Annotated in this window: 13 protein-coding genes; 7 read left to right on the plus strand and 6 right to left on the minus strand. The window is 36.1% G+C overall.

Translation table 11 applies throughout. The features are described from left to right. The first annotated feature begins 133 nt into the window (after positions 1 to 133). The 3 genes from I600_RS07655 to I600_RS07665 all read left to right on the plus strand — a co-directional run bounded on the left by I600_RS07655 (position 134) and on the right by I600_RS07665 (position 1,956). Positions 134 to 700 (plus strand): Crp/Fnr family transcriptional regulator, encoded by a 567-nt coding sequence (locus tag I600_RS07655; protein WP_058103856.1) that lies wholly within the window; start codon positions 134 to 136, stop codon positions 698 to 700. A 63-nt stretch (positions 701 to 763) separates the two neighbouring features. Then, positions 764 to 1,216 (plus strand): DoxX family protein, encoded by a 453-nt coding sequence (locus I600_RS07660; protein ID WP_058103857.1) that lies wholly within the window; start codon positions 764 to 766, stop codon positions 1,214 to 1,216. Between the two features lie 149 nt (positions 1,217 to 1,365). Continuing rightward, positions 1,366 to 1,956, plus strand: coding sequence for a hypothetical protein (locus tag I600_RS07665; protein WP_157490853.1), 591 nt, complete (start codon positions 1,366 to 1,368; stop codon positions 1,954 to 1,956). A gap of 5 nt (positions 1,957 to 1,961) precedes the next feature. Here the strand turns inward: I600_RS07665 and I600_RS07670 are convergent, their stop codons facing one another. Genes I600_RS07670 through I600_RS07680 form a run of 3 tightly spaced genes read right to left on the minus strand, consistent with a single transcriptional unit; the run spans position 1,962 to position 5,841 of the window. After that, the gene (locus I600_RS07670; RefSeq protein ID WP_058103859.1) at positions 1,962 to 2,699 is read right to left on the minus strand and encodes an MIP/aquaporin family protein; all 738 of its coding nucleotides are present in this window, start codon (positions 2,697 to 2,699) and stop codon (positions 1,962 to 1,964) included. A 28-nt stretch (positions 2,700 to 2,727) separates the two neighbouring features. Continuing rightward, entirely contained in the window at positions 2,728 to 4,224 is a 1,497-nt protein-coding gene (gene glpK, locus I600_RS07675; protein ID WP_058103860.1) for a glycerol kinase GlpK, read from the minus strand. 57 nt (positions 4,225 to 4,281) lie between these two features. Continuing rightward, complete coding sequence (locus tag I600_RS07680) at positions 4,282 to 5,841, minus strand: glycerol-3-phosphate dehydrogenase/oxidase (RefSeq protein ID WP_058103861.1); 1,560 nt, start codon at positions 5,839 to 5,841, stop codon at positions 4,282 to 4,284. 308 nt (positions 5,842 to 6,149) lie between these two features. Between I600_RS07680 and I600_RS07685 the strand changes: the two genes are divergently transcribed. After that, positions 6,150 to 6,911 carry a DeoR/GlpR family DNA-binding transcription regulator gene (locus tag I600_RS07685; protein ID WP_058103862.1) on the plus strand — a complete coding sequence of 254 codons (762 nt, stop codon included), beginning with the start codon at positions 6,150 to 6,152 and terminating at the stop codon, positions 6,909 to 6,911. An 11-nt stretch (positions 6,912 to 6,922) separates the two neighbouring features. Further along, positions 6,923 to 7,384: a hypothetical protein gene (locus I600_RS07690; RefSeq protein ID WP_058103863.1), complete on the plus strand. Its 462-nt coding sequence runs from the start codon at positions 6,923 to 6,925 to the stop codon at positions 7,382 to 7,384. Positions 7,385 to 7,473: 89 nt separating this feature from the next. Here I600_RS07690 and I600_RS07695 read toward each other — a convergent pair whose 3' ends face one another. From I600_RS07695 to I600_RS07705, 3 genes are all read right to left on the minus strand, one after another. Continuing rightward, a complete protein-coding gene (locus tag I600_RS07695; RefSeq protein WP_058103864.1) occupies positions 7,474 to 9,078 on the minus strand; it encodes a choice-of-anchor I family protein in 1,605 nt (534 codons plus the stop codon). A 144-nt stretch (positions 9,079 to 9,222) separates the two neighbouring features. After that, positions 9,223 to 12,786, minus strand: coding sequence for a BamA/TamA family outer membrane protein (locus I600_RS07700; protein WP_058103865.1), 3,564 nt, complete (start codon positions 12,784 to 12,786; stop codon positions 9,223 to 9,225). A gap of 254 nt (positions 12,787 to 13,040) precedes the next feature. Then, positions 13,041 to 13,493, minus strand: coding sequence for an Lrp/AsnC family transcriptional regulator (locus I600_RS07705; RefSeq protein ID WP_058103866.1), 453 nt, complete (start codon positions 13,491 to 13,493; stop codon positions 13,041 to 13,043). A gap of 170 nt (positions 13,494 to 13,663) precedes the next feature. Between I600_RS07705 and I600_RS07710 the strand changes: the two genes are divergently transcribed. Continuing rightward, positions 13,664 to 14,806: a histidine decarboxylase gene (locus tag I600_RS07710; RefSeq protein ID WP_058103867.1), complete on the plus strand. Its 1,143-nt coding sequence runs from the start codon at positions 13,664 to 13,666 to the stop codon at positions 14,804 to 14,806. 218 nt (positions 14,807 to 15,024) lie between these two features. Further along, positions 15,025 to 21,093: an alpha-2-macroglobulin family protein gene (locus I600_RS07715; protein WP_058104317.1), complete on the plus strand. Its 6,069-nt coding sequence runs from the start codon at positions 15,025 to 15,027 to the stop codon at positions 21,091 to 21,093. Positions 21,094 to 21,118: the final 25 nt, after the last annotated feature.

Below are 21,118 nucleotides of genomic sequence, written 5' to 3' on the forward strand. Positions count from 1 at the left end.
CAGGTTATTACTTTTAGATAATAACCTGTATTTCCCTTTTTGTATACTTTCATTTCATCATAAAAAAGAACTACCTAAATTCCCATCTAAAATTCACTACTTTTAAAATAGGCTATACTATTAAACCTATTATATGAATGAAATCAGAGATTTTATTGATAAGATTTCTAAAATGAACAATACTGACTGGGCTTTTTTTTCTTCTAAACTAAAAAAAGTCAAGTACAGCAAAAACACAAAGATTTTAGAATTAGGAAAAATAGAAAGGCATTTATATTTTATTACTAAAGGAATTATTCGCCTCTATATACCTAAAGAAGATGCTGACATCACCTTTGGTTTTTTGTTTGAAAATGAGTTCGTTACAGGTTATGATTCACTTTTAACAGAAACGCCATCAGCATATGAAATAGAAACTTTGACGGAAACGGAAATGTGGCAAATTAATAACATGGATTTACAAGAAGTCTATGCTCATACATCAGTTGGCAACATTATAGGTAGAAAAATGGCAGAAAACATGTATTTGATAAAGTCTAAAAGAGAACTTTCCCTTTTAAGCAAAACAGCAGAAGAGCGTTATTTGGATTTATTTAATGAAAGACCAAATCTGCTGCAACACATACCTTTAAAATATATAGCTTCCTATATTGGTGTTAGTCCGCAAGCACTGAGCAGAATAAGAAAACGTATTACTTAACCTAGGTTCATTAATTCCAAATACGCTTTCATGACCTTTGTGTTTTAATAAATATAAAGAATCATGAAACCACTACTTGTCCTTCTAATAGGTTTTGCCATTTCATTAGTTGCGATTAAAATCATTACAAAAACTTATGACTATAAACTAGCAGCTAGAATTGCTATGAGCTTAATGCTCCTTTTTACGGCAATTGGTCATTTTGTATTTACAAAAGGGATGAGCATGATGATACCGGAAATTATCCACTACAAAGAATTGATCGTGTATGCCACGGGTTTTGTTGAGATTTCACTTGCCATAGGAATTTTAATACCCAAGTATTCCTCATTAGGTGCGTGGGTATTGATTATATTTTTCATTGTATTATTACCTGCCAATATTTATGCAGCTATGCACAATATTAACTATCAAAATGGAACTTTTGATGGTCACGGTCTTTCATATTTATGGTTTAGAATTCCGCTACAAATTCTGTTTATTTTCTGGACATATTGTAGTACAATTAAATTTTAAATAATGGTGTTGTATTAATGCAGTTCTAGCTAAAATCCCTTTTATAAAACTTCAAATACCATAAACAAAATCAACGATAGCGAAAGCTGTAACATATTTACTAATTTAGAATGACCATTTTATTTCAACCAACATTTCAAAGAAACTAAATGATTACGCACAACTTATACCACCACCCTATTCTTTCCCTATTTATCATGATCTTTATGGGCATGTTTGGTAATCAAACTTTAAAGAACCAAGACCTAGTAATATCGTTTATTGAGGCTAGAAATAATTATGATGTTGAAAAGGTGAACACTTTGATCCAAGATCATTATTATGAACTTTTTATGGATGGAAGTAAAGAAATAGAAAGTAAAGAACAATTGATGGACATAATTTTATGGGGCAAAGAACTTGATTCGCATATATCATTATTGGACATTAGCGTTAACAAGGACACAATTATCACCATTGAAGAGAACACCAATTTTCTTGACGTGGCACTACAGAGGAAACCTAGAAAATTCAAAATTACCTATAGCTTTTTAAATGGTAAAATAAAGAATCAAAGTATTGATACTTTGAGCGGGCATCAAAGTATCATAAAATTTAACGCTGTCAAATACCAAGAATTTATAGCTTATTGCCAACAGCATAATCTAACGTACCATGGGAAATTTTTAAACAAAGAATTTGGGGTTCAATTAAGAAAAGTACTTGAACAGTATAAAAGCGTAAATCAAAATAAACCATGAATTAGTTACAGAAGGATCAAATACAGGAAAGCAGCGAGTAAACAGCCAAGTAACGGACCTACTATTGGCACCCAAGCATAGCCCCAATCACTACTACCTTTAATGGGTAACAATGAATGAACAATACGTGGTCCAAGATCTCTAGCAGGGTTTATGGCATAACCTGTAGTACCACCTAGGGACAAACCTATAACCCAAACCAAAAAAGCAACGGGCAGCGCTCCTATAGAGCCCAATCCGATAATTGCGCGTGAGTCTACATCACCAATAATATCTAATTCAGGACCCGCAAAATAGAATATTACAAATACCAGAACAAAAGTTCCGATCGCCTCACTTATTAAATTGGAAAAAGTATTTTTAATAGCTGGTCCCGTACTAAAACAAGCCAACTTACCACCTTCATCATCTGTAATTTTAAAATGATCTTTATAAAACACCCAAACCAAAAACGCCCCCAACATGGCGCCGATCAGTTCTCCTACTAAATATTCAGGAACAAGGTCCCATGATACTTTGCCGGCTACGGCCAAAGCAATGGTTACCGCGGGGTTTAAGTGCGCCCCACTGTATGGACCTGCAACAACAACACCAACAAACACCGCCAGTGCCCAACCCGTGGTAATAACTATCCAACCAGAGCCATTGCCTTTAGTACCGTTCAAAACCACATTCGCTACCACTCCGTTACCTAAAAGAATAAGTAACATATTGCCTATAATTTCCGCTATTAAAATTGACATATCTAAAAAGTTGGTTAATGGTCAGTTTTTATTCTTCAATCCAATGTTGTGCGCATTTTACAGCTTTGTTCCAGTAATAGAGCATATTCTCTATTTTTTCTTTTGGAGCTTCTGGAAAAAACTCTTTATCAATGCTCCATTGCGATTGTATATCGTCTATACTGTCCCAATACCCAACGGCCAAACCTGCAAGGTACGCTGCACCCATTGCCGTCGTCTCTAAAGTTTTTGGTCTAATAATTTTAAAGCCGAACAAATCTGATTGTATCTGCATTAATAGGTTACTGGCACTTGCCCCACCATCTACACGAAGTTCAACACTTTCCTCACCTGAATCTGCCTCCATGGCCTTTACGATATCATAAACTTGAAATGCAATACCTTCAATGGTTGCACGTGCAATATGTGCATCTGTTGTACCCCTTGTAATTCCCATCATGGCTCCTCTGGCATATTGGTCCCAGTGCGGAGCGCCCAATCCAGTTAAGGCCGGCACAAAATACACTCCACCATTATCTTCAACCGTTTCTGCCAAATGATTGATTCCAGGTGCAGTTTTAACCATTTTAGCACCGTCTCTTAACCATTGTATTGCAGCCCCACCAACAAAAACACTCCCTTCTAGGGCATATGTAATTTCTCCGTTAATCTTCCAACCTATGGTAGTAAGTAAATTATTTTTAGAGTACACCGCTTTATCGCCAGTATTCATCAACAAAAAGCAGCCTGTACCATAGGTATTTTTGACCATACCCGGTTTAGTACACATTTGACCGAACAAAGCTGCCTGCTGATCGCCCGCAATACCTGCTATAGGAATTTTTGTTGAAAACAATGTTGTAGCCGTTGTTCCATAAACCTCACTACTTTGTTTCACTTCGGGCAGTACTGATTTGGGAATGTTCAAAAGGGTAAGAAGTTCTTGATCCCACTCTAACGTGTGAATATTGAACAACATGGTTCTACTTGCGTTAGACACATCTGTAATGAACATTTTACCTCTGGTCAACTTCCAAATCAACCAAGTATCTACAGTACCAAAACAGAGTTTTCCTGCTTCAGCTTTTTCCCTAGCACCCTCTACATTGTCAAGAATCCATTTAATTTTTGTTGCCGAAAAATAAGCATCAATGACCAGACCTGTTTTCTTTTTAATTAAATCTACATGACCATTATCCTTAAGTTCATCGCAATACTTGGCAGTTCTTCTATCTTGCCAAACAATGGCATTATAAATTGGTTCACTGGTTTCACGATCCCAAACTACAACTGTTTCTCGTTGATTGGTAATTCCTATTGCTGCTATGTTATCACCGGTGATACCTTGTTTTGCAATTACCTCCGCCGCTACAGATATTTGTGAGGACCAAATTTCATTAGGATCATGTTCAACCCATCCTGGTTTTGGAAATATCTGCTCAAATGGTTTTTGAGAAACCTTTACAATTTCACCGGCATGATTAAACAAAATGGCACGTGAAGAAGTTGTACCCTGATCTAATGCTAAAATTAATTTGGTATTCATTGAGTTGTTAATTTTAAGTTAATTCAATTGTAAGTTGACATCAATTGAATAGTTATTTTAAATAATATAGTTGGAAGTTACCTTCTTGTAATCTTCTACTTGTTTGGCTTGCCATTCGGAGTCTTTACCTAGTTCGCTTGCCATAATTTCTGCCACTCTTGGGGCCATCCTAACACTTTCCTTGGCATCCAATAACTGGCAACGGGTTCTACGGGCAAGAAAATCTTCTACATTAAGAGCCATTTCATTTTGAACGGCCCACACAACCTGTCCTTCTATTACACCTAATGAATTGCTAAGAGTAGTGTTCCACCCCTTTTCCTTGGAAAGTTTTAACAAAGGTTCTTCATCACTACCATAAAAGTATAGGGGGTTATTTAAGTCTACATCTTTTTTATAACCATGAATTTTAAGGTTTTTGGTTTTAGTAGCAATATGTGTCCATTGCTGGTTCTTTTCCGCTTTATCAACCAAATCTTCGCCCATTTTTCTAAATGTGGTCCATTTTCCGCCAACAATGGTCAACAGACCGGAATCTGATGAAAAGATTTTATGGCTGCGCGAAATCTCTTTTGTTTTATTTCCGTCCTCGCTTGGTGCCGCTAATGGTCTTAACCCCGCAAAAACACTTAAGACATCGCTTCGTTTTGGGGCTTTTGTCAAATACCTGGTTGCAGTGTTTAAAATAAATCCTATTTCATCTTCTAAAGCTATAGGTTCCAAAGATTCTTTTTTCACGGGAGTATCGGTAGTACCAACAATGACCTTATTATGCCAAGGCACTAAGAACAACACCCTACCATCATCTGTTTTAGGAATAGTAATGGCATCGTCACCAGGTAAAAAAGACTTATCCAACATGAGATGAACACCCTGGCTTGGAGCAATTGTTTTTTTAGACCCGGGAGCATCCATTTGCAACACATCATCAGCAAATACCCCAGTAGCGTTCACCACCTGTTTTCCCTTGATTTCAAAGGATTCTTTGCCTTCCTCATCAAAGACCTTAACTCCGGTAATTTTACCGTTGGCATCTTTCAACAAACCTTCAACAGCACAATAATTAGCCACAACAGCGCCTAATTCCACAGCACTTTGCAAGGTATTGACCGCCAAACGAGAGTCGTCAAACTGACCATCATAATATAGCACACCTGCCGATATTTTATCAGGATTTATTAAAGAGATTCGCTCTAAGGTCTTTGTTTTGGATAAACGTTTAGACCTGCCAAGACTTAATCTACCCGCTAACAAATCATAGAATGTTAAGCCAATAGTATATAGAATTTCATCATATAGGCCATGTGTTGGTATCACAAAAGATTGGGTTTTGGTTATGTGAGGGGCATTTTTTAACAAAAGACCTCTTTCTACAACCGCCTCCCGCACCAAGCCTATGTTTCCTTGAGCCAAATATCGCACTCCGCCATGCACCAATTTTGTTGCTTTACTGGATGTTGATTTAGTAAAATCCGATTTCTCCAACAAAGCGACCGAATACCCTCTAGCCGATGCCTCTAATGCTATTCCAATTCCCGTAGCACCGCCACCAATTATAATAAAGTCATAAGTATTAGGTGTAACCTTCAACTTACTAATCATTTCTTTTCTTTTCACAAAATTTCCTTTTATTACGTTTTATATCAAAATTGACGCTAAAAATACAATAAACAGAAACAATTCAAAATAAAATATTATTTAAATGTTACTAGAAACATCATAAAACAACTCATTTAAACAATTATGAAGTATAAAAATTACGAACTATTTAATTATTTCTTGATTCAGATAATACAAGTATAGACTCTTAATCCTCTACGCTATTTTTGAAATAAAGTTTCGTTTTGTTACTATTATGAATCTTGTTCATAGCCACCCTTTTACATAAAAGCTTATATATTTGTATAAACCGAAACCCACTTACGTTGAATATTGTAGACCGCCATAAATTAATTTTAAGCAAACTAGAAGAGCAAGGTTTTGTAAAGGTGAATGACCTTAGCAAGGAATTCAACGTATCTCTAGTGACCATTAGAAAAGATCTTAAATTATTAGAAGATCGAAAATTACTTTTTAGATCTCACGGCAAAGCCATACCTGCCAACCCATATATTGTTGAAAATTCGGTTAATATTAAAGAGAAATTTCATCAGGAGGAAAAAAATAAAATTGCGATCGCCGCAGCTTCTAACCTTGAATCTAATGATTGTATTATAATAGCCTCAGGCACATCAGTAATAGAATTTGCCAGGCATATAAAACCAATTGAAGGCCTTACCGTTTTAACCGCATCTTTAAACACGGCATTAATATTGGGGGAACACAATGAAATAGATGTTATGCAACTTGGCGGCAACATAAGGTCCAGTTCATCTTCGGTAGTGGGCCCAATAGCAGAGAAAATGCTTACGGAGTTCACCTTTACCAAATTATTTTTGGGAGTTGATGGTATTGACCTTGAATTTGGGCTTACCACTACAAGCTCTATGGAAGCGTCTTTGAACAAACAAATGATAAAAGCTGCACAAAAAATTATTGTACTGGCAGATTCATCTAAATTCAATAAAAAAGGATTTGGTAGAATTTGTGGAATAGATGAAGTTGACCACATTATTACGGATGCCGGTATTGACGAAAAGACAAAAGCAAGACTCATCAAATTAGGTGTAGAACTTACTATCGTTTAAAAACGAAGGTCATGAAACTTATTCCATCAGAAAAAATTGAGCTAACTACGGCATTTACTACAGCTGAAATAGAGAAACTTCTTTTGGAAAACATTAGGGAGCATAAAAGCTATAAAGTCAGCTATAATAAAGAAGATACCAAGAGTGGTTATTTTATTGGTCACGTTTACCCTAATGGATTTAGCTGTAAAAAATTTACGTACCAACGAAATTCATTTCTACCCCAAGGGACGAACGTAAAAATCAATCTAAAGGTAGATTCATTTATAACTATATTTCTTTACTTGTTCATTACAGTAATTTTCTGTGTGTTTCTTGTTACACTTTATATGGTAACCACCAAAGGTAGTGAGCCATATATTGCTTTGATTCCATTGGCTATTTTAGTCATATTTACGGCATTGCCCCATATTGGGTTTCAATTGGAAAAAGAACATACTATTGCTGAGCTAAAAAGAATATTAACCTCTTAACATCCATATTAAATCATAAAAAAAACGCCAAACATTTCTATTTGGCGTTTTAATTTTGGAGTATTGCTCAAGGAGCAAATTCAAAAACGTTATTTTAATTCATAAATAGCTATAGTGCTAGATACCTCATGAGTTGCTATCATTAAATAGTTACCTGTAGGGCTATCATCTTTATCAACTACGATTATACCTTCTGGCGAAATATCAGTACCATCATAAATCCAAGTAACAAAAACAGGATTGAATGGATTTGTAATGTTGTAAGCCAAAATTCCGCTGGTTCTTTCCAATCCTACGAACAACAAAGTTTCATCACCTACTTTTAAGGTTACTACCGCTTCGGGCTCCGCCCCTTTATCATCTGATCGTTCATCTACCTCGCCCTCATCTTGATTGAATATTGAAGGCGCCAATGCCAATGTCCTTCTGGCAATTTCAGAACCAGAGTCATACACTAACTGACCATTTGCATCCCAAATAGAGAAGGAACGGGCACCATAGGCATAAATTTGCTCGTACAACCCATCATTATCTTCATCTCCGTTTGCAGTAGTAGTTTTTAGACGACCCAAATTTTCATCTTCTTGCAACATATCAAAATCTGGATAAAAAGCAGGGTCTAATTCTAGGTCCTTTACACGCACCTCTTCAGAGTATCCATCATAATCCCTTGCATCTCCTTCATTCGCAGAAACCACATAACCATTTCCATTTGCCGTGAAATAATCTATAGCATCTGGCATATAAAAACCTAGAACATTCCAGTTCTGTAAATTCCCAGGAATACCATCATCATTAGAGGCATCTATTTCATTCCCTGAAACAATGTGATTTTTTGTACCTAAACCTACAAGACCGATAATGGTCTTTGAAGCTAAATCTACAATGGCCATACCATTGTTTTCTTGCAAACTAATGTAAGCTGTGGCAGAATCATCTGAAATGGCAACATACTCCGGCTCTATATCTTGTACAAATGTTGACATACCGTTATTACCAAAAACTCTGAATCCGTTTCCGGGATCTGTTTGTCCGGTAAAATAAACTTGAGTTACCGTTTCGGTAGCTACCTCAACAATTGTGATGGAGCCTTCTGGATCTACCGTATAATCATCATTTGGTTCGCCCTCATTAGCTGAAACAATATATTCACCATCAGGAGAAAAAGCAACCATATCTGGCAATGCACCCGCCGGGTAAGACACTAATAAAGATTGCGTATCTGTAGCGTAGGTTTCAATAGTTCCATCGGCTTGCTTATCCATATTCTCAACAGCAACAGCTAATACTCCATTATGAACCGCCACTGAATTTGGATTTCCAGCCAGTGCAATTGAAGTCCCTTTAACCGGATTTGAAGCATCTGTCAAATCTAACACCGAAACCTCATTTTCTTCAGGGTTAACAATGAACAATTTATTTGTAGCGGCATCAAAAGCGGAGATTTCTGCAAAAGCTTCATCATTTCCATTGGTGAAAGTTCCTATTTTAGAAAAGCTCAGTTGATCGATCGTGATTGGAAATTCGGCATCCATTCCGTCAGCTCCATCTTCCCCGTCGGCACCATCAGCACCATCTACGCCATCAACACCATCTACTCCGTCAACACCGTCCATACCATCATCGGCACATGAGGTAAATAAAATAGAAATTCCAAGAATTGCTACACAAAAAGGTCGTAATACATTTTTCATTTTAATACAGTTTGGTTTTAAGTATCAAAACAAAAAGATCAATGTAAAGTTCGAGTTAACTGAGGCGGAAATAATTATTATGAACACATTAAATTCATGTAAACAAGCACTTTTACTTTGTAAAATTCATGGTAGCAACGGTGTTTAGAAATTAAAACCTACACTGAATATGACACGGTTACCATCTTCCCCATGATAAAAACCTAAGTTACCGGTTAGTGCACTAAAGCCCGAAACCCACACAGAGCCACCGTAGTCATTATGCCATTTTGAAGAAGTATCGTTATCCGTCCACACTCGTCCATAATCAAAGCCTGCACTTACACCTAATTGAAGCGGAATAAAATTGGTCTTAAATCTAGTTAAACCCACCCTTACATCCGTACTTTGATAAAAAGCCGTTTTACCATTAAACCGCTCATTTCTATAAGCCCTTAAACTCTGGTTACCTCCTAAAACAGCACCGTGATAAAACTCATAATTCTCACCTATTACCGTTTCGCCCGCAATTTTAGTTGCTATTACAGCAATACCACTGGGATGTAGCGGATATGTTAATTTCAATGTAGGTTTCATATAACCAAAACGATTATCAAAACCATTAATACTAGATCTGTAACCAGTAATAACATCTGCCTCCATAGCCCTATTTGGAAACGCCGGATCGTTTTGGTTTTTATAATTATAACCTAACTCAGTGGTGACATATAATTGATCTTCATATACATCATTATCAGATGTAAAAGCCTGCCCTACAAAACGATCATCATCATTTGACACATCAAAAGATTCTAATGCGGTCCTCACATAAAAACTGTTACCCCTATGTTTATGCACTAAATAAGGAGAAAACTTCCACTGGCGCATGCGCACCCTATTGAAATCTCTATCAAGGTCACCATCAAATGCAGAATTATTTCCTTCTCCAAAATAGTTCATTGTAAAATTGGGACTGGCATAGCGAAGATCGAAACCTAAATTCCAATTGTAAAGTACATGACCAAATTCAACATTATAATCGATCGCAAAACCATCTGTAGCAAAAAAATACTCGGCACCTATGGTATGTTGCGCCTCAAAAGGATTATTGACCAACCCATATGTTGTAAAACGATTTTTTAATCCGAATCTGAATCCGGTATCGGCATCATAACCTATACTTGGAAACACAATATTTTCATGATACTTTCTCTTTTGGTAATCATAATTATTAACGTCATAAGAATCTGTAAGCCACTTTCTAGATTTTGAATTTACTATAGTGTTGTTCTTACTTTTATAATCATAGAGTTTTACCTTTTTGGTATTCTTAAAATCATAAGTATCATTTTTCTTCCCTCCCATTATCTTAATATCTATAGGCTTTTTACCATTACCTTCTACAGTAAACGTATCATTACCATCAAGACCATAGACCCAAATCTCATTGGTTTGCTTATTGTTATATGAATTTTGAAAAACCACCGAATCTTTTGCTATACCTATTTCGGTAATGCCGCCTGGCTTACGGGTAATCAAGAATTCATCATCATCTTCGGTACCAAGAACTACCTCAAAATTGCTTAAATAATCGTAATATGATTTGGCAATAGATTCTAGTCCGTCTCGGCGTAACCTTAAATTCTTTTTAATCGTTTCTATACTTTCATCTTGAGCTTCTACGGGCAAAGTTTCAAATGCCGATTCTATGTCCGCATCAGACAGGTTCTCTTGAATAAAATCTACCTGAGATTTCCAATCTTCCCAATTTGCTTTTTTTATAAAAGTTTTATCCAAAGGATATCCTGAAAAATTGAACCACTTCGCATTTTTGATATCAGCATCGTAGCTTTCCATTTTTCGCAGTAGTGGAAAACTAAACTTTAACAAAGAAATTATTGGTCCGTCATACTTTGGGAAAGCTTGATCCCAATCGCGGGGTATTGCCTCATATCTTTTTTTGCCATCGGCCGTTTTAAATTCTGCCCAACGCCATTGATCTTGATGGCGATCCCAGTTACCTACCAGCATGTCAAATAATCGCGCACGTATAAAACTAGATTCATCAACAAAAGCGTTTTTTGACTCCCTTAGTTCCATACGTAAATCCGTAGTACTTAAAATATCATTGGGCTTCCCAAAGGTTTCAAAGGTTTTATTCTCATCGCCTACATGCTCCTCTAACATAAAAAGTGCATCGCCATAATCTTCATTATAAATACCCAAGCCTTTTTGTTTGGGTACATAATAGATTTTTGGATTTGCATGTAGCACGCCCAAAGACTCAGAAAGTTCATTCATGGAAAACTGTGCATAAGGGTGGGCAGTGGTATAAAAATCTAGTAAATAACGCTCAGCAATAGTGTTTTTAAGGTAGTCTTCAACATAATGGTTATCTATGGCGGTTGTCTGCAGAAAACGAACAGCACTTTTACGTAAAGCCCTTAGCGTGTACTCATGTTCATTATCATCGATCAATCGTAATGACCTAGATTGTGTACCGCCTCCTTCTGAAATAGGTTTTACATTACCTGGTAGTTCTTCAATATCCAATACCGGAGCTGAAATTTCTTTGCTGTAAAGATTTCTAAAATGATCTCCCCACAGAAATTTATAGAACCCTGTTTTATCGGTTTCCTCTTTTGTATAAATCGATGCTTTTGTAGTTGCACCATATGCTTTCTTCGGATAGGATATCTCATCTACGGAAAGTCGCTCCCTTTTAATGGTTTTTGTAAAGATTGATTGAGAAGTATTATGCGTTACTTTAAAAAATTCTACTTGAGAACTACCATCTTTAAAGACCGTCAATTTTGCATATCCTTGCTTTTCACTCTCAAAATGCTCTTCTTTTGGGGCTCTAGCCCTATCTGTTTTACCTATTGCACCACTAATGATCTGTGGAATACCATCATCTTCCAAGTACTGTAGATTACGGTCTTTACCAGAAACGAAAATAACATCTTCGAATTGACTAGCAATGGTTTCCATTCTACCACGCAGTTGTCTGTTTTGACTATTTTGATATGACTCTGGAGTAAAACCACCCATTTTATCAATAACCGAAACCTTTGTATTGCTCATCACAGGTTGGTAGACCGCTACAATTACCGTTTTACCCTGACTATCTTTTAAATCATCTTTAAATTCTGCCAAGAATTGATCTCTTGTCTTATGCTCACATTTTTCATTAATATATGGGTGATCGTCCCAATCTTCCAAAAACCATTGAGAATCTACCATTTCTAGCACCACCTCATTATTAATTGTTTCCTTTTCCAATGGGCAACCATCATTGGGCCAAAATTTAGCCTTACTATTATCTTGTAAAAAAGATTCTAGGTCATCTATACTCTGCGGCGCATCTTTCAACCATTCATTTTCCCCAGGGGTCAGGATTACGTTTCCATTAAAATTATCCCATAAGTTCATCAATGGTTGCAGATTATTTTTAACTTCATTTTGTTCATCATCATGAGAAGAAAACCCTTCCTTATCCAATACATTACCAATTAACAACAAGGTAGCTTCGTTATCATTTACCGAGGCGTTATTGATTTGTTCCAGAATTTTTTGAGCTTCGTTAAAAGGTACATTTCCAACATTCGAGGTGATATAAAAAGAATGCGAAACCTCTTTTTTTGAATTAGAATTCTCAGGTTCTGTCCATTGCGAGAACGAATAGGAAAAGCAACATATAATGGAGGAAAATAACAATAGTGAACGCATGTATACCAAGGTTTGTTAGCATTCTACAAAGTTTCGGTTTTGATGATGTTCATCTCAGACCAAATAGAAAATATCCAAAAAAAGGAAAAGATGATTTAAAATACCATCGAATACCATCTAAACTGTAGAATTTTTGATTTAGTTTACCAGAATTCAAAGTTAGATATTGACTGATATCATGCTAACCCAAAACATCTTTTAAATGACTTTAAAAATCTGCTACGCCTGTACGTTATAATAGTCTTATATAATTCTTACAGATTAAAGGCAGAAGTATCTTTAACAGAATCAAGAACAAAAGAACTATGTATGGTAGAAATACCATCTATAATGGAGAGCTTTTCATTAATAAAGCTATGAAATGAAGAAATATCATTTACTGCTATCTTTAATAAATAATCAAAATTACCAGATACTTGGTGGCACTCCATAATATCTGGCAGCAACAATATTTCCCTTTTAAAGTTATCTGCAAGTTTCTTTTGCTGCTTGGAAAGGGTTACTTGGCAATACGCTATAAGTTCTTTTCCTATTTTGTTTCTATCCACTAAGGCTACATATGATTTTATAATCTCTTGCTGTTCCAGCTTTTTGATCCTTTCATAAGTTGGCGTAACACTCAAACCTATTTTAGAGGCTATTTCTTTGGTGTTTTGCTTAGCATTTTGCTGCAGTTGCATTAAAATTTTTCTATCTGTAACATCCATAGTAGTTTATTATTCTATCTAACAAGATAATCCAAGGTTAAGCAGTATTAAAAATCTAAAAATATCAAATAAAAAGATATATATGCTAATATTTGATAATATAAAGAATCACAATACCATTAATTGTAATTTTACAGTGATAAAAATCCATATTTAAAAAATATAAATAAATGAATAACGAACAAAAGATAGATGAGCTGTTGACCAAGTTAATTCAAGAAAAAGATAGAGTTATTGGTTACCCGGTTGCAAAGGACTTTGATTATTCTAGGCTATATGAATTTTTAAAACACCCCATAAACAATGTTGGCGATCCCTATGAGGACAATACATACAAAGTACAAACCCATGAAATGGAACGAGAAGTAGTAGACTTTTTTGCCCAACTTTTTAGGGCAGACCCAACCGATTTTTGGGGCTATGTTACCAATGGAGGATCCGAGAGTAATTTATATGGTTTATACTTAGCAAGGGAATCTCACCCAAAAGCCATGGTTTATTTTTCTGAATCTACCCACTACAGTGTAAAGAAAAACATACACTTGCTTAACTTACCAAGTATTACCATTAGAGCTCAAGAAAACGGTGAATTAGATTACGAAGATCTTGAGAATACGTTACAGCTGAACAGAGATAAACCTGCCATTATCCTTACCACCTTTGGCACCACAATGACAGAAGCCAAAGATGATGTATCTGAAGTAAAGAGAATACTGAAAAAACTGGCTATTCAAAATCATTATATACATTGCGATGCCGCCTTGGCCGGTTCTTACGGTCCATTTATTGAACCCCGCATTCCGTTTGATTTTCAAGACGGTGCAGACAGCATTTCAATTAGTGGTCACAAGTTTATTGGCTCCCCGTTCCCTTCTGGAGTAATCATTGCAAAGCGTTCATTAAGAGATCGTATTGCAAGGGGCATTTCATACATTGGTTCTTTAGACACTACCATAACCGGTTCTAGAAATGGCCATAGTCCATTATTCTTATGGTACGCCATTAAAAAAATGGGCGTAAAAGGGTTAGAAGCACGGTACCGACATAGTTTAGAGACCGCCGAATATTGCAAGGAAGAATTACAAAAAATAGGAATTAACGCCTGGACCAATAAAGGTGCCATTACCGTTGTACTGCCTAAGGTGTCCGAGACCATCAAAAAGAAATGGCAATTGGCTACAGATGATATTACACATGTAATTTGCATGCCCAATGTAACCAAGTCTCAAATTGATGAATTTATAAAAGATTTGGTGGCTGAAAATATGCAACCAAAAGCTGAGACAACTCATCAAAAGTTTCAATTACATTAAAAATTCACAAAGTTTAAACTTTCACCTTATATAAATAACACCCTGTCTCATTTTTTTTGAGCAGGGTGTTTGCAGTAATACCATAATACAACAAGCTAATCTTCAGAAATACTTCCTCATAACATTTTCGAACATAACTAATCGAAAGCGACAGTTCACTCATTTTTCATTGCATTTAAAATTACCTTGGCACAGTTTTGTATTGTAATTTTACTATGATGAAAAAACTATATTTAATCTTAACTGTATTCATGTTTTCACAATTTGGTAATGCCCAGGCAAATAACTCGTACAATCAACTTTGGCAACAGGTAGACAAACATGAGTTGGAGAACAGGACCAAATCTGCACTACAAGTTGTAGAAACGATTTTTTCAAAGGCAAAAGAAGAAAACAATTATACGCAAACCATTAAGGCATTATTGCATAAGTCTGCTTATGTAATGACACTTGAGGAAGATGCTGAACTGAACATTGTAAATGAGTTTAAATCTGAAATTGAACTAGCAGATGCCCCTACCAAACAAATACTGCATAGTCATTTGGCTAACTTATACTGGCAGTATTTTCAATACAACCGATACAAATTTTACAATAGAACAACCACCGAAAGCAAGGTTGACCCTATAGATTTTAGAACATGGGACCTAAACACCCTTTTTAAGGAAATAGACGAACATTTTTCGGCCTCGTTAATGAGTGCAGAAAAAACCCAAAGTTTACCTATTTCAGATTTCGACGAAATACTACATATTCAAGAAAAAACCAGAATATATAGACCTACACTTTTTGATGTATTGGCACATACCGCCTTAAATTTTTATACATCAAATGAAAATAGCATTAACAGGCCACTTAATACATTTGAAATAGATGACCCTAAAATTTTGTGTGAGGCATATACTTCTAGTTTTTTGAAGTTCAGCGACCTCAAAAATACATCGTTACAAGCCAAAGCTTTAGGCATTTATCAGGAACTAGTAGCGTTTCACTTTGGTAACCCCGATATTAATCCCTTGGTAATGGTAGATATTGCGCGCCTGTTGTTCATTCATAAAAATGCCGTTTTCACCAACAAGGACAATTTGTTTCTAGAGGTACTTCAAAACTCTGCAGAGAATATTAAACATAGTCCGCTTTCAGGGTTATACTCCTATGAAATAGCAAAACATTACCAAGAAATAGGGCAAACATACAATCCATCTACCAGTACTGATCACCAATGGAAACTAAAGCAAGCTGTAGATTTGTTAGATGGTGTAATTGCCAAGTTCCCAAACACCTTTGCCGAACAAAAATGCATTGCCTTAAAATCTGAAATCCAAAAACCCAACATTCAATTAACTACCGAAAAATATTTATCCAAGAATACTGTAGGTCGTATTCTAGTCAACTATAAAAATGTAGAAGAATTAGACCTTACAGCTCGGAAAATCACCCAAAAGCAATTAAACAAATTAGATGAGCTTTATGACACTGCCAACAAACAAAAATTCATCAATGCTTTACCTATAGACAAATCATGGACTGCTCCCATAAAAACGGAACATGATTTTCAAATGCACGCCATTGAAATTTCTTTACCATCATTAACGAATGGCAATTACGTAATTACTGCAACATCTAAAGATGAACTGGGTAATTTCTTTAGTTTCACAACCGTACAAGTTACCGACTTAGCTATAGTTGAAACACAGACAGGTACCCATAACCATTATCAAGTTATTGATCGCAGCAACGGAAAACCGATCTATAACGCAGTGGTTGTGCTCGCGTATAAAAAGAATTATAGAGACAATATAAACTCCAAAACCTACCATACAGATAAATACGGTAAAATTATAGTAGCAAAAGGTAAAGACAGTTGGAGCCAGATTGATCTTACTGTCAAAAAAAATAATGAAACTGCCTATTTTAAGAATTACTATTTAAATAGGTATTATAGCCAAAACAAGTCTAGCACTAGGCATTCTTGTTTTTTATTTACCGATAGAAGCATTTATAGACCAGGACAGCCTGTGTACTTCAAAGGTATTGCCATACAACAAGAAAACGGAGTTTCTCAGGTTTTACCCAACAAAGAGATTGAAGTAGAACTTCATGATGTAAACGGACAAAATTTAGAGACATTAAAGCTAACAACCAATGAATATGGTTCTGTCTCAGGAGAATTCATTTTACCAAACTCCGGTCTTACTGGCGGCTACTCCCTACACACCTATTCAGATGAATTTGATCTATCGGGCTACGCTAGTATTTCTGTAGAGGAATACAAACGCCCTAAGTTTGAAACCAATTTTAAACCTGTTACAGAAACCTATAAAGTAAATGACAGCGTAGTAGTAAAAGGTGAAGCAAAAGCGTATGCAGGCAGCGTTATTTCTGGCGCAAAAGTAGTGTATCGGGTAAAGCGAGTAGTGAACTTACCTAGATGGTATTACTGGTCAAGACCTTATTTTAATATCGCACCTCAAGAAATAACCCATGGTGAAACCATTACAGATTTAAATGGCAACTATGAAATACCATTTATTGCTGCTCCAGACAATAGTATTGACAGTTCTAATCTACCAACATTTAATTTTGAAGTTACTGCAGATGTCACTGATATTAATGGTGAAACAAGAAGTACGACTACCCATGTTGCCGTTGGATACCATTCCCTAAACGTTACTATACAAGTACCGGAATTCTTTGACAAAACAAAAAAAGATAACAAGATCAACATCGCCAGCACTAATTTAAATGGTGAATTTGCAGCTACAACGGGCGAAGTAACATTATACAAACTACAAGCACCTGATCATGTTTTAAGACCAAGACCCTGGGCTGCACCTGATTATAGCGGTTTTACCAAAAAGGAATTTAAAGAACTTTACCCACATGACGCCTTTGAAAATGAAAACGACCCCAGTCAATGGGATAAAGAAAAGGTAATCTGGTCATCCAATTTCAACACGGCAGAATCAAAAGAAATAGCTTTTGGCAAAACAAAAAATTGGAAATCAGGCAAATACAGACTAGAGCTAAGTGCAAAAGATAAATTTGGACAACTAGTAAAAGATGTTGCCATTATTACATTTTCTGGTGAGGAAAATGTATTGGCAGACAACCAATTGTTTCAGGTCAAAACCGATAAACATCAATATGATATAGGAGATACCGCAAAGGTCACTTTTCTTTCAAGTGCAAAGAATTTGAACGTAACCGTTGTTATAGAAAAGGACCAGAAAATTACAGATGTAAAAATCCTTGCGCTGAACAACGATTCCAAAACCATTTCCATACCCGTAACAAAGGATAATTTAGGCGGATTCAACGTAAATTACAGCTACGCTTTTGCCAATGACTTTACCACGAACAAGCAGACCATCTCAGTACCCTACCCAACTACAGATCTTCAAATAGAAACCATTACTTTTAGAGATAAGTTAGCCCCTGGTACAGAAGAAACATGGTCATTTAAAATCAAAGGACCAAAGGGCGAAAAGGTAAGTGCTGAACTTTTAGCCAACATGTTCGATGTTTCTTTAAATCAATTCAGACCACATTATTGGAATTTTAATCCGTTAAGCAAACCAAACTATTATTCAGAAAGCAGAACCAATGCACAACATAGTTTTGCCACAAGTAGTTTCTATACCCAATTAAATTATGAAGGTGTAAGCTATCCTAACTTGTCATATGATTCCTTTGACTGGTTTGGGCTAAATTTTGTCACTGGCGGCATGTTCTATGAAACACGGTCTACCGCATTGGCATACTCAAAATCTCCAATGAGAAAGGCTCAAATGGCTAGTGACGCAGGTTTAGATGAAATGGTGGTTACGGGCTCAGCTGTAGCATCGGAATTATCTGGAGAAGTTGCCGGCGTAGAAACAGAGATATTGGAACCAACAAAAGAAACGGATTTAGATGCAATATCCGTTAGAAAAAACCTTCAAGAAACGGCATTTTTCTTCCCAAAATTATTAACGGATAAAGATGGTAATATTTCGTTCACGTTTACCACTCCCGAAGCGCTAACACGTTGGAATATTCAATTATTGGCACACACTAAAGCTTTAGAGAGCAGCATTATCAATTTAACCACCGTTACTCAAAAGGAACTAATGGTAACACCAAATGCACCACGCTTTTTACGTGAAGGGGATACCATTACCATAAGCAGTAAAATATCTAACTTAACCAATAAGAACCTTAAAGGAATAGTACAATTAGATTTAACCGATGCGTTGACAGGTACAGATATCACAGCGCAGTTGTTAACCAACGCTCAGCAACAAAATTCATTTTCTATAGATTCTCTTGGTAACACTCAAGTATCATGGAACCTAAAAATTCCTGAAGGGCTACAAACGGTTCAATATAGAATCATTGCAAAAGCAGGTGATTATTCAGATGGTGAACAAAACATGTTACCGGTACTATCCAACAGAACCCTAGTTACCGAAACTTTACCTATGTGGGTTCGTAGCAACCAAACGAAAACCTTTACCTTTGACAAATTGAAAAACACGTCTTCAGCAACTTTAGAACATCATAAGTTAACTTTAGAAATGACGTCAAATCCTGCTTGGTACGCAGTACAAGCGCTACCGTATTTAATGGAGTATCCGTATGATTGCAACGAGCAGACCTTCTCTAGATATTATGCAAATACATTGGCAAGCCACATTGCCAACAGCAACCCTAGAATTCGTGAAGTATTCGATCAATGGGCAAATTCAGATGCATTATTGAGCAACCTAGAGAAAAATCAAGAATTGAAATCGCTTTTAATTCAAGAAACCCCATGGCTCAGAGATGCACAATCTGAAACCGAACAAAAGAAAAGAATAGGGTTGTTGTTCAATTTGAACAAAATGAAAAATGAGCAACAATCAGCATTGAACAAACTTGTACAGAATCAGAATTCTAACGGAGCTTGGTCATGGTTTCAAGGCGGTCCGGACAACAGGTATATTACTCTGCATATCATCACAGGCATGGGGCATTTGAACAAATTGACAGACTCAGAAGCCAACGACACCAATGATTTATCAATTTTATTCAATTCCAAATCAGAAATGATTGAAAAAGCTATTGAATATCTTGATGACGAATTCGTAGCTGAATACGAACAAATGAAGAAATATACCTCCAATATTGATGACGACCATTTAAGTACCCACCAAGTACATTATTTATATATGCGTAGTTTTTTCCCTGAAATAGAAACTTCTAAAAAGGTGCAGGAAATTACAGCTTACTATACAAAACAAGCACAGCAATATTGGACTTCTAGAGGGTTATACGCTCAAGGCATGTTAGCATTGACCTTACATCGTATGAACGATACCTATACAGCTAATAAAATAATACGTGCTTTAGAGGAAAACAGTATAACCAATGATGAGTTGGGTATGTATTGGAAAAGTAACACCAGTTCATGGTTTTGGTACCAAGCACCTATTGAGACCCAATCATTACTCATAGAAGCATTTTCAGAAATTAAACCAACAGATGTTGAAACCATTGACAATCTAAAAATTTGGCTATTAAAAAATAAGCAAACCAATCAATGGAGTACCACCAAAGCTACTACCGAAGCTGTTTATGCTTTATTATTACAAGGCAGCGATTGGTTATCCGTCACCGATGCCGTAGATGTAATTATTGGCGGAGAAAAACTAAAGCCTACCACTTTGGAAGATGTCAAAGTAGAAGCTGGCACAGGGTATTTTAAAACCGCTTGGAACGGTAATGAAGTTGCACCAAAAATGGGCGAAGTCCAAATAACTAAAAAAGGAAATGGTATTGCTTGGGGCTCATTGTACTGGCAGTACTTTGAAGATTTAGATCAAATAACAAGCGCAAAAACGCCGTTGCATTTGAAGAAAAAAATCTTTTTGAAAAAGAATACCAATTCTGGAGAAGTACTCTCTGAAATTACCGATAAAACCTCATTACAGGTGGGCGATTTGGTACGTATACGTATTGAACTAAAATCTGACCGAGACATGGAATTTATTCACATGAAAGATATGAGGGCAGCAGGTTTTGAACCGGTGAACGTAATATCTAGATACAAGTGGCAAGATGGGTTGGGTTATTATGAAAGCACCAAAGATGCCAGCACCAACTTCTTTTTTGACTATTTACCTAAAGGGGTTTATGTATTTGAGTATGATATAAGGGTCAACAATGCAGGTAACTTCAGTAATGGCATAACCACCATAGAGAGTATGTATGCACCAGAGTTTAGCAGTCATAGTGAAGGTGTTCGGGTTTCTGTTGAAGATTAACCTCATTACGATCGTAGTGAAGTAA

This window comes from Maribacter dokdonensis DSW-8 (assembly GCF_001447995.1).
Classification (GTDB): domain Bacteria; phylum Bacteroidota; class Bacteroidia; order Flavobacteriales; family Flavobacteriaceae; genus Maribacter; species Maribacter dokdonensis.

Coding starts and splice junctions, on each gene's coding strand:
- I600_RS07655 (WP_058103856.1), top strand. CDS start 134: ATGAATGAAATCAGAGATTTTATTGATAAGATTTCTAAAATGAACAAT.
- I600_RS07660 (WP_058103857.1), top strand. CDS start 764: ATGAAACCACTACTTGTCCTTCTAATAGGTTTTGCCATTTCATTAGTT.
- I600_RS07665 (WP_157490853.1), top strand. CDS start 1,366: ATGATTACGCACAACTTATACCACCACCCTATTCTTTCCCTATTTATC.
- I600_RS07670 (WP_058103859.1), bottom strand. CDS start 2,699: ATGTCAATTTTAATAGCGGAAATTATAGGCAATATGTTACTTATTCTT.
- glpK (WP_058103860.1), bottom strand. CDS start 4,224: ATGAATACCAAATTAATTTTAGCATTAGATCAGGGTACAACTTCTTCA.
- I600_RS07690 (WP_058103863.1), top strand. CDS start 6,923: ATGAAACTTATTCCATCAGAAAAAATTGAGCTAACTACGGCATTTACT.
- I600_RS07695 (WP_058103864.1), bottom strand. CDS start 9,078: ATGAAAAATGTATTACGACCTTTTTGTGTAGCAATTCTTGGAATTTCT.
- I600_RS07700 (WP_058103865.1), bottom strand. CDS start 12,786: ATGCGTTCACTATTGTTATTTTCCTCCATTATATGTTGCTTTTCCTAT.
- I600_RS07705 (WP_058103866.1), bottom strand. CDS start 13,493: ATGGATGTTACAGATAGAAAAATTTTAATGCAACTGCAGCAAAATGCT.
- I600_RS07710 (WP_058103867.1), top strand. CDS start 13,664: ATGAATAACGAACAAAAGATAGATGAGCTGTTGACCAAGTTAATTCAA.
- I600_RS07715 (WP_058104317.1), top strand. CDS start 15,025: ATGAAAAAACTATATTTAATCTTAACTGTATTCATGTTTTCACAATTT.